Annotated in this window: 17 protein-coding genes; 6 read left to right on the top strand and 11 right to left on the bottom strand. The window is 34.1% G+C overall.

Annotated elements, in window-relative coordinates:
• Positions 1-239: 239 nt before the first annotated feature.
• Both AAC388_RS12075 and AAC388_RS12080 read left to right on the top strand, forming a co-directional pair.
• Positions 240-473, top strand: coding sequence for a DUF2171 domain-containing protein (locus tag AAC388_RS12075; RefSeq protein WP_032063456.1), 234 nt, complete (start codon positions 240-242; stop codon positions 471-473).
• Positions 474-773: 300 nt separating this feature from the next.
• Positions 774-1,709: a metal-dependent hydrolase gene (locus AAC388_RS12080; protein WP_068528747.1), complete on the top strand. Its 936-nt coding sequence runs from the start codon at positions 774-776 to the stop codon at positions 1,707-1,709.
• Between the two features lie 67 nt (positions 1,710-1,776).
• Here AAC388_RS12080 and AAC388_RS12085 read toward each other — a convergent pair whose 3' ends face one another.
• Positions 1,777-2,337 (bottom strand): TetR/AcrR family transcriptional regulator, encoded by a 561-nt coding sequence (locus tag AAC388_RS12085; protein WP_078224247.1) that lies wholly within the window; start codon positions 2,335-2,337, stop codon positions 1,777-1,779.
• Positions 2,338-2,984: 647 nt separating this feature from the next.
• Complete coding sequence (locus AAC388_RS12090; RefSeq protein WP_078224248.1) at positions 2,985-3,407, bottom strand: hypothetical protein; 423 nt, start codon at positions 3,405-3,407, stop codon at positions 2,985-2,987.
• Positions 3,408-3,777: 370 nt separating this feature from the next.
• On the opposite strand from AAC388_RS12090, the gene AAC388_RS12095 reads away from it, so the two are divergent.
• Positions 3,778-4,281, top strand: coding sequence for an AAA family ATPase (locus AAC388_RS12095; RefSeq protein ID WP_078224249.1), 504 nt, complete (start codon positions 3,778-3,780; stop codon positions 4,279-4,281).
• A 261-nt stretch (positions 4,282-4,542) separates the two neighbouring features.
• On the opposite strand, the gene AAC388_RS12100 is transcribed toward AAC388_RS12095, so the two are convergent.
• Both AAC388_RS12100 and AAC388_RS12105 read right to left on the bottom strand, forming a co-directional pair.
• The gene (locus AAC388_RS12100; RefSeq protein WP_002117449.1) at positions 4,543-4,881 is read right to left on the bottom strand and encodes a hypothetical protein; all 339 of its coding nucleotides are present in this window, start codon (positions 4,879-4,881) and stop codon (positions 4,543-4,545) included.
• Positions 4,882-5,166: 285 nt separating this feature from the next.
• The gene (locus tag AAC388_RS12105) at positions 5,167-5,934 is read right to left on the bottom strand and encodes a class I SAM-dependent methyltransferase (protein WP_002117457.1); all 768 of its coding nucleotides are present in this window, start codon (positions 5,932-5,934) and stop codon (positions 5,167-5,169) included.
• Positions 5,935-6,298: 364 nt separating this feature from the next.
• Here AAC388_RS12105 and AAC388_RS12110 point away from each other — a divergent pair, with 364 nt between their 5' ends.
• Complete coding sequence (locus AAC388_RS12110; RefSeq protein ID WP_031944142.1) at positions 6,299-6,784, top strand: Lrp/AsnC family transcriptional regulator; 486 nt, start codon at positions 6,299-6,301, stop codon at positions 6,782-6,784.
• Positions 6,785-6,962: 178 nt separating this feature from the next.
• Positions 6,963-7,079, top strand: coding sequence for a hypothetical protein (locus AAC388_RS12115; RefSeq protein WP_002117441.1), 117 nt, complete (start codon positions 6,963-6,965; stop codon positions 7,077-7,079).
• 15 nt (positions 7,080-7,094) lie between these two features.
• Here AAC388_RS12115 and AAC388_RS12120 read toward each other — a convergent pair whose 3' ends face one another.
• The 4 genes from AAC388_RS12120 to AAC388_RS12135 form a co-directional block, all read right to left on the bottom strand.
• A complete protein-coding gene (locus AAC388_RS12120) occupies positions 7,095-7,904 on the bottom strand; it encodes a pyrroline-5-carboxylate reductase dimerization domain-containing protein (RefSeq protein ID WP_202745447.1) in 810 nt (269 codons plus the stop codon).
• Between the two features lie 354 nt (positions 7,905-8,258).
• Positions 8,259-8,483, bottom strand: a complete 225-nt coding sequence (locus AAC388_RS12125) for a hypothetical protein (protein ID WP_002117453.1) — start codon at positions 8,481-8,483, stop codon at positions 8,259-8,261.
• 222 nt (positions 8,484-8,705) lie between these two features.
• Positions 8,706-8,921 (bottom strand): cold-shock protein, encoded by a 216-nt coding sequence (locus tag AAC388_RS12130; protein ID WP_005070223.1) that lies wholly within the window; start codon positions 8,919-8,921, stop codon positions 8,706-8,708.
• Between the two features lie 345 nt (positions 8,922-9,266).
• Positions 9,267-10,199: a lauroyl acyltransferase gene (locus AAC388_RS12135; RefSeq protein WP_032056596.1), complete on the bottom strand. Its 933-nt coding sequence runs from the start codon at positions 10,197-10,199 to the stop codon at positions 9,267-9,269.
• 239 nt (positions 10,200-10,438) lie between these two features.
• On the opposite strand from AAC388_RS12135, the gene AAC388_RS12140 reads away from it, so the two are divergent.
• Positions 10,439-11,056 carry a LysE family translocator gene (locus tag AAC388_RS12140; protein WP_017399418.1) on the top strand — a complete coding sequence of 206 codons (618 nt, stop codon included), beginning with the start codon at positions 10,439-10,441 and terminating at the stop codon, positions 11,054-11,056.
• A 96-nt stretch (positions 11,057-11,152) separates the two neighbouring features.
• On the opposite strand, the gene AAC388_RS12145 is transcribed toward AAC388_RS12140, so the two are convergent.
• From AAC388_RS12145 to AAC388_RS12155, 3 genes are all read right to left on the bottom strand, one after another.
• Positions 11,153-11,698 (bottom strand): glycosyl hydrolase 108 family protein, encoded by a 546-nt coding sequence (locus tag AAC388_RS12145; protein WP_032056598.1) that lies wholly within the window; start codon positions 11,696-11,698, stop codon positions 11,153-11,155.
• 30 nt (positions 11,699-11,728) lie between these two features.
• On the bottom strand, positions 11,729-12,118 hold the full coding sequence (locus tag AAC388_RS12150; RefSeq protein ID WP_002119864.1) for a hypothetical protein: 390 nt from the start codon (positions 12,116-12,118) through the stop codon (positions 11,729-11,731).
• Between the two features lie 209 nt (positions 12,119-12,327).
• Complete coding sequence (locus AAC388_RS12155; RefSeq protein WP_002119927.1) at positions 12,328-12,582, bottom strand: hypothetical protein; 255 nt, start codon at positions 12,580-12,582, stop codon at positions 12,328-12,330.
• Positions 12,583-12,716 lie beyond the last annotated feature (134 nt).

Here is a 12,716-nt window from a genome sequence, read left to right on the forward strand (position 1 = left end):
TATTTATAAGACTTAACCCAACCATAACTAAAGATTTCTGTTTAGATAAACATATAAATTGTAATAAAAAGAAAAATATTATTAGTTTTATATCTAATTATTTCATTGTTACTCAAATATCACGATTAAGTGAACTTATAATCCGATCATGTAAGGTTTATTAAAAACTCAACATTTAATCGATTATTTAAAGTAGTTTAGTTCTTACCGTTTTTCTATTTCCAAAGAAGAGGTCTAAAATGAACACTTTAAATATTAATGATATTAAAAAACACGCAGATGTTATTGCTTCTTGTGGTACTAAAGTAGGTACTGTCGATCATCTCGATGGTGAAAACCAGTTAAAACTCACCCGAGACGAAAGTGGTCAACATCACCTCATTCCTACTGGATGGATTGGGGAGGTAAAAGAAGACCAAGTTATTCTGAATAAAAATTCAGAAGAAGTTAAAGAGCAATGGCAAGCGATCTAAACTTCTAAGCTAGCTAGTTTTAGCTAGATTAAAATAAAATAAATTTATAATTAAAAATTTAAATTATTAAAACCAAAGCTCCTTTTTATTAAGGAGCTTTTTTTATTCTTCTCATATTTAAAATAAAAAAGCTTACCCTCGTGTTGTGTTAAATATACCCAATCTTTAACAGAGCTGCTTTTATCTCTATAAACCTTTTTGAGGCTCATTTTGTCCCTTAAGCACATGGTGATCAATTTTACTTAATGCTAAAAATTGTCCATTCGCATTAAATGAACAATTATGAATAGGGTGACGTATATGATCACAGGGAATCATCAGCTTAAAGCAAGAAAGGTCCATTTCGATTTTACCGAATCATCGGTCTGTTGGATGCCGAATGATCCTCTATGCTCGCATGTCGCCAATGGCATCAACATGCTCTTGCCCGCTGGTGAATTTTGGTTTTGCCGTGTGTTTAATAAAACCCTGCCCTTGATTACCGATGAAACATTAAAACAAGAAGTGATTGGATTTGTCCGTCAAGAAGCTGCTCATGCACGTGCCCATGAAAAAGCACAGGACTTCTTACGTGAAAATGGTTACAACATTCAAGAAACACTTAACCGTGCCCATTTTGTTTTTAACATTTTATTGGGTGACAAACCCCTCGGCATACCCTTTTTAAAAGGCGAAAAGCTTGATGAATATTGGTTACTTTTCCGAGTAGGCGTGATTGCTGCAATCGAGCACTTTACCGGAACTATTGGTCAGTGGACGCTGGATAGTAAGACTTGGGACCAAGCTGACCCTGCTATGGCAGATTTGTTCCGTTGGCATTTGGCTGAAGAAGTTGAACATCGCTGTGTTGCTTATGATTTATTTGAGCACCTTTTGACAAACAAGTTTGGGTTTTATGTGTCGCGCCAAGTGATTATGGCGGCGGTTTTCCCACTGTTTATTTACTTCCTTGCTGACTTTGCCCGTAGTTTAGGTAAGCAAGATTTAGAGCATGAAGATATTCAAAAATTGATGCGCCGTGGCTACTTTAAAATTATTCGTGAATTTGAAAAAACCGCGACTCGCTCAGACAACTTACCGACCATTAAATTTTTGTGGAAAGCGACGTTAAGATGGGTTTCACCAAAATTTAACCCAATTCATGAGGGAGACACCGAGCAAGCTTTAGCTTATATGGCTCGCTCGCCTGCGGTTCAATATTTTGAAGGTATGGCACAGGCTGCAAAACCTGTGTAATTGAGCTAAGCACTTAATTAAATGCTAAGAAAAGCCTCCTTTTGGGAGGCTTTCTTTCGTTTAAGAGTTATCTAGACTGACACAGATTAAAAAGAAACAATCGAACTAGCGCGCTTTCATCAATGCTATTTTTTTCAAAAAGTCGGAACATCGCCCCGTCAATCATGCATAAAAACATGTAAGCGTCTTCGACTGAGGCGGTAGTTTTGACGGTTAAAAGCAGTTTATAAATTTCATTGATGAGCCAAGTGCGGTACTCAATCGTAACGCCATAGGCCTTGGGATAGACTCTTTTAATTTCAAACAATGCCTTAAAGGGTAAATGATATGGCCCTTCTAAACTCGCATGTAAAAAATAAATTTGCTTAAGTTTATCCAGCACCATGAGTTCATTGTAAGAATAGAGAATGGAAAACACTTTGTCTTTTAGCGTGTCTTTTTGGAAACTGATACACCTCTCGATTAGCCGTTCTTTTGAGTGAAAAGCATTATAAAAAGTGGCTTTGGAAACCTTGGCCTCGCTAATAATTCGGTCGACACCAACTTTATGAAACCCATATTGATTAAATAAGTCTTTTGCTACGTGAAGCACTTTTAATGCTTTAAAGGAAGATTGTAAATTTGGCATAGATATACCGCTTAAAATAATTTTTTGTTGTATGTAAATGAGATAGAAATGCCGTCACTCTTAAAATGAGTGCTAAAAAACAGGCATGCAAAAGCCGCACAAAATGGCGTGCTGACCTATCTCAAGTTTTATAGTTGCTGTGTTTTAGATTCTTAAGGCGTAGAAAACCTAGAGTCGATTGAACCGCTTTATAGATTGCTCGAGTGGTATGAATAGAGAGACTTTGGCAAAAGCCAATAAAGAAGAAATAGTACGCATAGCGGACTCCTTTGGGTAATAAAGAAGTTTCGCCACATCACTGCTAAATGATTATGGTGGCGAAACGAAAAGGGGTTAGCAGACTGATTTACCCAAAAATCAGCACATCCGAAGATGTCCCCCTCCCGTTCCGCCGCAGAGGGAGACACGTAGGGATGCCCACAAAAAAGAGAGACTTTTTCGTGTGCGTTGGGTAAATACGGCCTGCTAAAACCGACTGGCAATGTGGCCAGCAAGCAAAGGATAATCGGAGGGGTTTTAGGTGTCAATGTGATATTGGCTACAAATAAAGCTTTAAAAACATGAGTAAAAAGATTTATTAATACCTTAGAGAATGCTTTTATTTTTTTAGATTTTAAAATTTAAGTAAAACTTAAAAATGCAATTCGTTATATTAATTCATTAAGACTTTGAATACCGAGTTTTACGCCATAGCTACCTTCACTATCGTTATCAAGCCAACCACCATTAATTAAAGCTGGCACAGTCTTATTTATCACTTTAGCAGCTAATAGTTTGGCATCATTTCTACTTAAATAGCCAACTGTTAAACCGTTAATTTCAATTTTAACTGCGTTCTTGTCATAGGCATTAAAAGGTTCAGAAACAACTCTAGCCATTACTTCTACATATTTTGACTTTTCTTGTTTAGGCCCAGCAATCTTTCTTAAATTTGCTTGATAGGATTGCTCCCCAACAATATCAACCAAATAGATTATTGATCTTTCACTAGTGAGATTTTTCTTCTTATGTTTTTTACTTAATATTAAAAATAAAACCAATAAGCCAAATACTCCCAATATCATTTCCATTCTTTTTCCTCTTATTATTCATAAAAAATATAAAACTAAAGATATTAAAAAGAGTAAACCAGAAATCAGCTTACTCTTTCATACCCTTATTTAATGACAATGATGGTCACCAGTTTTGCTATTCGTATGACATCCTTTAGAGTTTGTACCCCCAGAATGAGCATTAACCTGTGTAACTGCCAAACCGATTAAACAAATGAGTAAAAGTTTTTTCATGAGTTTATTTCCTTCAAGTCGGAATTATAATTGAGTTTTTATTGTACAAAATAAAATTATTAAGCTTTGATAAAACAGATGAGTGACTTATAAACTTTAGTCTAGTTTCTATTTATAACCATTTTTTTGAAATATCCCTTTAAAAAGATAAACCATGAAAATTTGTATTGTAGGCCCTTCTGGCGCTGGTAAAACAACTATCACTAAGAAATTAGCTGATGAATTAAAGATTTCAACTTATGGGTTTGATGAAATCTACTGGAATATAAGTGGAACTGAGTTTGTAAAGAATTCGGAAGAAACAATCTCACTGGGTATTAAAGAAATTATCTTACAAGATAGCTGGATTGTAGAAGGAGCTTACGATAAACGCTTACTTCCATTACTTCTTGAATGCTCTTTAATTTTAAAAATGGAAGTTCCTTTTTATTTAAGAACAATAAGGCTTTTACAACGTTATTTAAAGTCTACAGTTACACGCAAAAAACCCAAAGAAACTCTAAAAAATACATTAGAGTTGATTCAGTTTTCACATAGTTTTGATAAACGTTTAGAAAAATTTCTGAGTAGTAATGCTCAACTCTCTAAAAAGACTATTCCTTTTAATAACTTTTCAAAAGCTATAAATATTATTCAGACTACTTTTAAAAACAATTAATTCATTTATGAAATCATGATGAAAGAACGGAGGTGGGTTGACAGACCAGTCATCTAGGAACTGGCACGCACTAAGCGTCCCGCCTCCGTTCTTTCGCAGAGAATAATGAGAGCGATTATATGTGTCAATGTGATATTAGGTGTATTTTTAAGATTTATTTTCTATTTTAATTGGTAGATTATATTTAGTGATACACCGATAAAATGAATAATTAAATCCATTTTATCGGCTTGCTAGAAGAGGTTTTTAAAACCTTATTTTTTATTGTTTAATATATTTTGGAAACTCTTTTAAAACCTTATGGCAAAAGTGTCCCTGTGTATCCGCTTTCTTACGTTCTTCAAATTCCTTCATACCAAATTTCATAACCTCTCTACCGTATTTTTCGCCAAGATCATGTTTAGTACATTTTGCGGCAGCATCCTTTAACTCTTCTGAATAATAGTGATAATTACAATCAAGCTGAGCACGGCTTAAAAAACCATGCAATTCCACTGCTTTCTCACACTGTGTTTGCTCTAGAAGATTTCTAGACTCTTGAGCAGCATAAATTGATGTTGCTAAGAATAAAGTGAAAATCGTTACTAAAATATTACGCATTATTTCCCCGACAAAGTTATTAAAAGTATTAGTGATAATATTGCGGGCGTATTAAATAATAATTATTTATAAGTGTCTATTAATAATAAAGAAAATGGGATAAAACCCCTTCTCTTTTGAATACTTAATCACCTTAATAAAATTGGGTGATTAATTTTTATCAAGTGAATGATATTAAATTTGTTTTATAACCATCTTTAATATTATTCGAGTTATTCGGAAAAAGAGTTTTAGTGATATTAAATCCATTTCTAATCTACTAAAACCCTTACTCATTTCGGCGCTTTAAAATCCTAATTTCTTAAAGACAAAATAGCCCACATGGCTTTCAAAGCTACCGTCATTTTGGATTTTAAAATACTTCTTAACAAGGTCAGATGAACCTTCCTGCAAATAACGTAAAGTTTTGATTTGATCTTCAGGCGTTTTCATGCGCTTTACCCAACTATCAAAGTCTAACGAAAGCGTTTGTTTATCTAAACCCACCAAATCAAAGCCTGCATCTTCAATAAAATAGACCCACTCTTTCACACTATAGTTTCGTACATGACTTGGGTCTCGAATCGTTTCGATGGTCTGTAAAAATGTATCTAATATAGGCGAGCTAGAACTAATAATGTCTACAAAAATAACAATGCCATCTGGCTTAAGCACGCGGTTTACTTCTTTCATGGCAGTCGGAACATGTTGCCAGTGATGTGCAGAATATCGACTAATGACCACATCAAACTGCTGATCGCTAAAAGGCATGTCCTCAGCAATGCCCTGCTGCACAAAGATATTTTTTAATTTGCGTTGGCTCGCCGTCTTAGACACAGTGTCTAACATTTCATGAGATAAATCGTAGGCAAAAACAAGGTCGGCATGCGGAGCAACATTATAGGAAACATGCCCACCACCACAGCCTAAATCAAGGACTACAGCTTTTTCAATTTTCTGAATTTCATTAATAAATTTATTAAATTCAATACCTTCAGAATGAGCTTGGCTATTTAAATAGTCGAGAGATTTATTTTGATATTGTTTTTGATTTATATCATGCTGGGTGATCATAACCTTGCTCCTCCTTTGTAATGGAATTACATTAAAGGAAAATTTAGATAAAAAATAATGATTAGTTTTTCTTCAATTGATAAATAAAAGTTATTATTTGATTTGTTTTGATATGTCATGCCAGTTAATAAAAATAGATTTAAAGATTAATAAGAAATCCGCAAAGAGCACTGTTTAGTCACCCTTACTGAAACAGTGCTCTTTGCTCCATCCCAACCTCTATCCAGAAAGGTTCGATGCATAGAAATAGTGTATGTACCTTTGACTCAAAATGTTTCCTGTATTTTTTAAAATTTTTAAACATTCACAGCATAAAAATGAAGTATATTGATTTTTATCAGAAGATTCTTCTTTGGTTTATATTTTGAACAGAACAGAATACACACTAGATCGTATAGATCGGAAAATTTTATCTGCATTACGTGGAAATGGCCGTTTAACTGTAGCTCAACTGGCCGAAGAAGTAGGGCTTTCATCTTCTCCGTGTTGGACACGACTAAAACGTCTGGAAACTTTAAAAATTATTGAAGGATATACGGTAAACGTAAACCAAAAAGCGATTGGCATTCATGAAGTCTTTTTTATTGAAATTACTTTAGAGCGCCACGATGACGAAATGCTAGAAAATTTCAGTGAAGCATTAGCAGATATACCTGAAGTAGTGGAAGCGCATCTCGTCACAGGTGACTATGATTATCTGGTTAAAGTAGCAGTCAAAGATGCTGACCATTACGAACGATTTTTAAGAAAAAAACTTTATTCAATTAAAGGAATACGCCACACCCGTTCGACCTTTGCCCTACGCCCTCTCAAATCTGCCAATACAGCCGATTTAATGTTAATCGAATAGAAATGCTAAACACGTACAGGCAATTCATTAATTTATTGATTTTAAAACCCTTATTAAGATAAAACCTAGAAAATATAACAGATCATAGCTCTGTTATATTTTTTTTAAAAAATTCTGTATCTATGATTACAGCCTTCACTTCTTCAAAATGTAATTAATCTGAATTGGAGGCATCGCCATGAACATTTTGAAGAAAAAAAATAAGGCCAGTTTTGTATTCTTTATTATTACTCTCTACTCGTTTATTGGGTTTGGCTTAGGCTTCGTTATTTGGGAATACTTTTTAAAGGCCTAGTTTGCTAAAGAATACTTAACTCACCTCAGTAATAATTTCTGAAGTGATTTCTTTACTACGATGATATGCGGCCTTCATAGCTAAACGTATATCATCAGATACATTTCCTAGCTCAAACATTCTGAGTGCTGATTCGGTAATCCCGTTAGCCAAGGTCACCTTGCCACACAGATCCGCTGGCGGGACATTACTTTTACGGACCATTTCAACTGCGCCACTAGCCGCTTGGAGTGCTAAATCTAGAGCAAATTGTTTATCAAGTCCTAAAGAAACCCCTGTCTTTATCATGCTGTCTAAAATATAGAAAAAGTAAGCCGGCCCAGAACCAGACAAAGCAATAATTGCGTCTGTCTGCGTTTCAGACGGCGCCCAAAAAGTCTGACCCGTTGCAGAGTACAGCATTTCGATTAGGTCTTTATCAAGCTGGTCCATTTGCTCTGAAGCAATAAGCACATGTGTCCCCGTATGCGTCAGCACAGGCGGATTTGAAATTACACGAACAATTTTTTTCGAACCCGTAAAACGAGTCAAGTTTGCAATATCTACTCCCGCCATCATAGAAACTATAATTTTACTAGCTAACCATTTTTTTAGCGGTATAAGTATCTCTTTTAACTGTTTAGGCTCTAGTAGCAAAACAACAATTTCAGCTTTTTTTAGCCCATTTTCTTTTTGCTTCAAAGCATTTGTATCATTAATCTTTTTCTCTTCAATGAGGTGTATTTTTTCTTTTTTAAATCCTTTTAAAACCAACCCTCCTATTAACGCTAAAGCTAGATTACTACTGCCAATAAAACAAATATTAGGTTGTACTGCACTTAACATTTAAAATGTTTTCCTTTCTTAAGAGAGGTTTATAACAACAAATATTATCTATAATTTAATTATGTATATTGAATTAATGATGACCGTCTGAATAAAGAACCCACTTTAATAAGATATATTATTAAAGTGGGTTTTGTTTTATTCGCGCAATAAATAAAACAACTTTAGATTAAGCCTAATGTATTACTATTGTTAGTAAATACCACAAAAAAAATGTTAAGCTGTGTAACATATACAAGAGTATTGTAAAAAATTCTGTAACGAATTCTATTAAGCTAATATAAAAAATATCTATTACTTAATAAGAAAATCTTTAAACCAAATTAAGGCACGGAAGTGTTCTAGTTCAAACAACTAAAGAGTTTCTTTCTTATTCGCTAAAATTCTCTCGGCTTTTCTGATTGCCTGTTGTAAATCAATATCTTCGCACACCCAAAAGGTAAATATTTTTCCAAATAGGTGGAAATGCTGTTTAACATACTGAGAGCTATTGTCTGAATAGTGCTCTTCTATCTTAAAAACATCATTATGATTTTCTATCTTTTGACCGTCTAAAATACCGCCAATACAAATATCCATTTTAGTTCCATACACCTAATTACTTATATTTTAACAAAAAATTTAGAAGCACTTTTAAGAGCACATTTTTATTCTGCTTTTTATTTTTAAAGATAAGTTTAATTAAAACTTATAAAAAACCCACAAGATAGAGTGGGTTTTTAATCTCTACTAAAGCGCTTTAGCCTTAAACATATTCTATTTAAATAATATATTTAAAACAACTCTAGTCGCTCTATGAAATTATGAATTCTGAAGAATCACAATATTTGAAGCTTGTGGGCCTTTTTTACCCTGTACTACAGTAAACTCAACACGTTGGCCTTCTAAGAGAACTTTAAAACCTTGTGTTTGAATATCGGTAAAATGAGCGAAAATATCCTTACCTTCATCAGCCGCAATAAAACCAAAACCTTTAGTTTCATTGAACCATTTTACTGTACCAGTAGAAGTAGACATATATTTATCCTAAATTTTAAAATATTATAACTTATTATTGGGGGAAACCAATTTAACTAAAAAAATAGACGTGAAAACTTAAATATCTGAATGAACCGAAGACTTATAAATAAAACTGCGAAATAGAAATTTATGAGGACAAGAATATTTTGTTAGTTATGCTCGACTATACACGCTTCAAAATCATTTGCAATCGATATTCAAAATAATTAAAGCAAGAAAAATTTTATAGTGTTGACTCAACATCTTTCATCTTGATTTGATTAAAGATCCTTTCAATTAAAAATCTAATATTCTATATTTTAATTGAAAGAAGTACTTTTAATTCTTGAGTTACTGACGCCATTAATAGAATTTCTGTTCACCAGCAGGACGTGTTTTAAAGCGTCGATGAAACCACATGTATTGTGTAGGGGCAATGCGAATTTGGTTTTCAATAATCTTGTTTACCCTTTCAGCGTCACTGACTTCACAGCCACTCGGGAAATTTTCTAATTTAGGTTCTACTAAAACATGATATTGCGGATTACGAATATCACCACTACGGTAAAAATATAAAGGCACGGCTGCTGCTTTTGAGATATCCATTAGTCTGCGATGCGCTGTAACGGTAGCTGCCTGAATACCGAAAAATGATGCCATTACGCCTTGTTTTAAGCCAAAATCCTGATCTGGGCTATACCATATCGCATGCCCATGTTTAAGGTTTTGTATGAGTCCACGCATGTTGTCTCGAGCAATTTGGTTTTTATACACTCGCGCACGACTACGATGAATCAGAAAATCTAAAAACGGATTGTTTTGAGGTCGGTAAACCACGTCCATATTAAAGAATAAAGTACACGCCGCTCCACCTGCATCTAAAAGCGTACTGTGGGTACCTAATAAAAGTACGCCATTTTCCTGATTATTGGTTAAATTTTCTAAACCATCTATGTGAACACGACTTTTAAACCAATTTGGGCAATACCAAGCATTTAAAGCTTCAAATACACCCGTTAAAGTATCAACAAAAACCTGTTTAGCTTTTGCCTCAATTTGCAAAGGTGTTTTTTCTGGGAAACATGCTTGTAAATTACGTAGTGTAGTTTTTCTTCGAGAACTTAAAGATTTCCACGCTATTTTTGATAGTAAGTCAGCAAGGCGCCATTGAATAGCCCAAGGTAACATCGCAAATAACATTAGAATAAAAGCTAAAAACCATATACCCCAATATTTAAACGCTAAAAAGGAAAATTGAAACTCGCCAGATTTAAACTGCCGTTCATTTTTCGTCATACTATAGATTTCTTGAGGTATAGACTTAGTATACTAACATGCTCAATTTTTAACGTTGTGTGTTTATGTTGCTTTCACTTTTATAGTTTTATATGCCCTATTTATTTATACAAATCTATATTTTAAATATTTAATCTATGTAAGACTTAAATATACATAACCTTCTGTATACAACGATTATTTTCTCATTTAAAGTAACCGCACAATCTTGCCTCAATTGATAAATAGGATATATCAGCGTGAGCGGTCTTTTAGTATTTATAACAATAGCATTTCTTACCCTATTAAGCCCAGGACCGGGAGTTTTATTTACTGTCACAAATTCAATTAACTATGGTGTTAAAACTGCTTTGTTTGGAATAAGTGGTTTAATTATTGGTATGTTTGTGATTGCTGTAATTTCTGCCAGCGGTGTAGGACTTATTATTACTAGTAACCCTACTATTTTTACGGTTTTAAAATTTATTGGTGCATTTTATTTAATGTATCTCGGATATAAAAACTTTACTAAAAAACTTGCAACCCAAGAGTTAATGACCGATCAACAAAAAGATAAAGCTGTAAGTAAATCTAAATTGTTTTATCAGGGCCTATTCGCATCTTTGCTTAATCCTAAAACAATCGTATTTTTTATCGCACTCTTCCCTCAATTTATTGATATCAAGAAAGAGATTTTAAATCAATTTTTAATTCTTTCTTTAACCTTTTGTTTTATTGGTTTTTTAATTCATTTAGTTTACGCAAACTTCTCTTCAATTTTTAAAGAGAAAATGTTAGCTGGAAATAATTTCACGATACTCAATAAAATTAGTGGTGCTATTTTCTTTCTACTTGCCATTTTACTTATCGCACAATAAAGCATTGCTCGACCTATTATTTGTTAAAAAGCCTTAACTCATGGTTAGGCTTTTTAACTCATTAGATCTTTAAACATATTCTTTTCTAATACATTTTTAGAGTGTTACTCTGTTTAATATCCAACCATAAAAGAAATCTTCGTAGTTAGGGTTGTTCTCGGTAATTTCAATATAATGCTGCCCTTGCATAATATTTAAAATGCGCACGAGTACTTTTTCACCCTCTTTATTACGTCTATTTAAGTACGTAGCCAGTGCTTGCAAAGTAAGAGGTCCGTACTGGCCATCTACCACAAGATTTGACCAACCTTCCTTCCCCTGCTTATTCAGCAGATTTAAAGCACGTTGTAATAAAGGCTTTGTAAAATTGATGCCACAATTTATAGCTGTATCCAGTAACTCTTCTGCAATAGCTGGGCTAATCGCATTAATCTGGTCAAACTGTGGTTCAAGCCAGTATTTTTGCTTATAAATAGATTTGGCGACACTTAAGGGCAAGTCTTGCATGTTGCCTTGATATCCGTTCGATCGAGCGACTGCTTCTGTAATGCCAAATTTAGTCGCATGGCCATGATCTGATGGATGGTTAACATATCCGCCTTCTCGGCTGATAACTTTTTCTAAGTATTGATCAATATTCATTTTATTCTACCTTTATATTTAAAGCTGTCTTTAGCTATTTTGGAGATCATCTTTTGCTTTTTTTAGGTCTTTAATGACCTCTACAATCGTTTTACCTTCTTGTTTATTGATGAAGTTAAATATCCATCTCACAATAGCCCAGCCCGGTAAACCACAGATGAAGAAAAATCCAGATAGGGTGATCATTCCCCAAATATCGGATACCCATTCATGCAGGTTCCATTTCATAATAATGAATGAGCCGCCTGTCAGGCTTGAAACTACTGTACAGATGAGAGCAACAATCCATTCTTGTGGAGAACGAGGAAAACGCATCATCAATACAACTGCGACAACTAAGCTGACTGCCAAAGCCACCATAATTGCAATACTATAAAAATTTAAAAATGTGGCTAACCCACTGCTAGAAACTGTTTCCATGACTTTGTCCTGCGCTAAAGGGTAAAACTTGAAAACTCATCACGTTGACCAGCTTGTGGTTTTCAATGTTTATTAATCCCTTCGTTTTCTTTATTACAGTCAATAAAAAACACTAACGCTTTAAAGCAGCGCTAAATTGCAAGACGAACTTATCCTTGACCCCATTTATTTCAGGGGTCCGAGAAAGAATGTTTGTATGCTAAAGCCTGTTAGTGTGCACCGTTTAAGGCTTGTTCAATCAACTCAATCACTGTGATTGCACCAATCGCTTTTTGCATAGAGACTTGATCATCGAATTCGAATGCGTCATCTTCAAGCTCATTTACAATCTGCTTGGCCTCCTCAAGTGCCCTTTTTATTTTTTGTACCTTATATTTGTTTACGTCTTTGGCAATTGTCGGGATATACCCTCCACGTTTTGCATTTTTAAGTTGTTTAGCTCTGTTCTGCATTGCTGTAGTCATTCACTATCTCCAACTCAATGTACTCGTTAGTAAGGCGTCTTTATCGTTTGTTATTCTTGAGGTTTTGATACATTCTTTGAGCAATATAGCTAAGCTATGACTACAAATGTGTGTTCAAAACGTTTCATCTGGTA

Origin of the sequence: Acinetobacter sp. D009, assembly GCF_038562025.1 — a bacterium.
GTDB lineage: Bacteria > Pseudomonadota > Gammaproteobacteria > Pseudomonadales > Moraxellaceae > Acinetobacter > Acinetobacter pittii.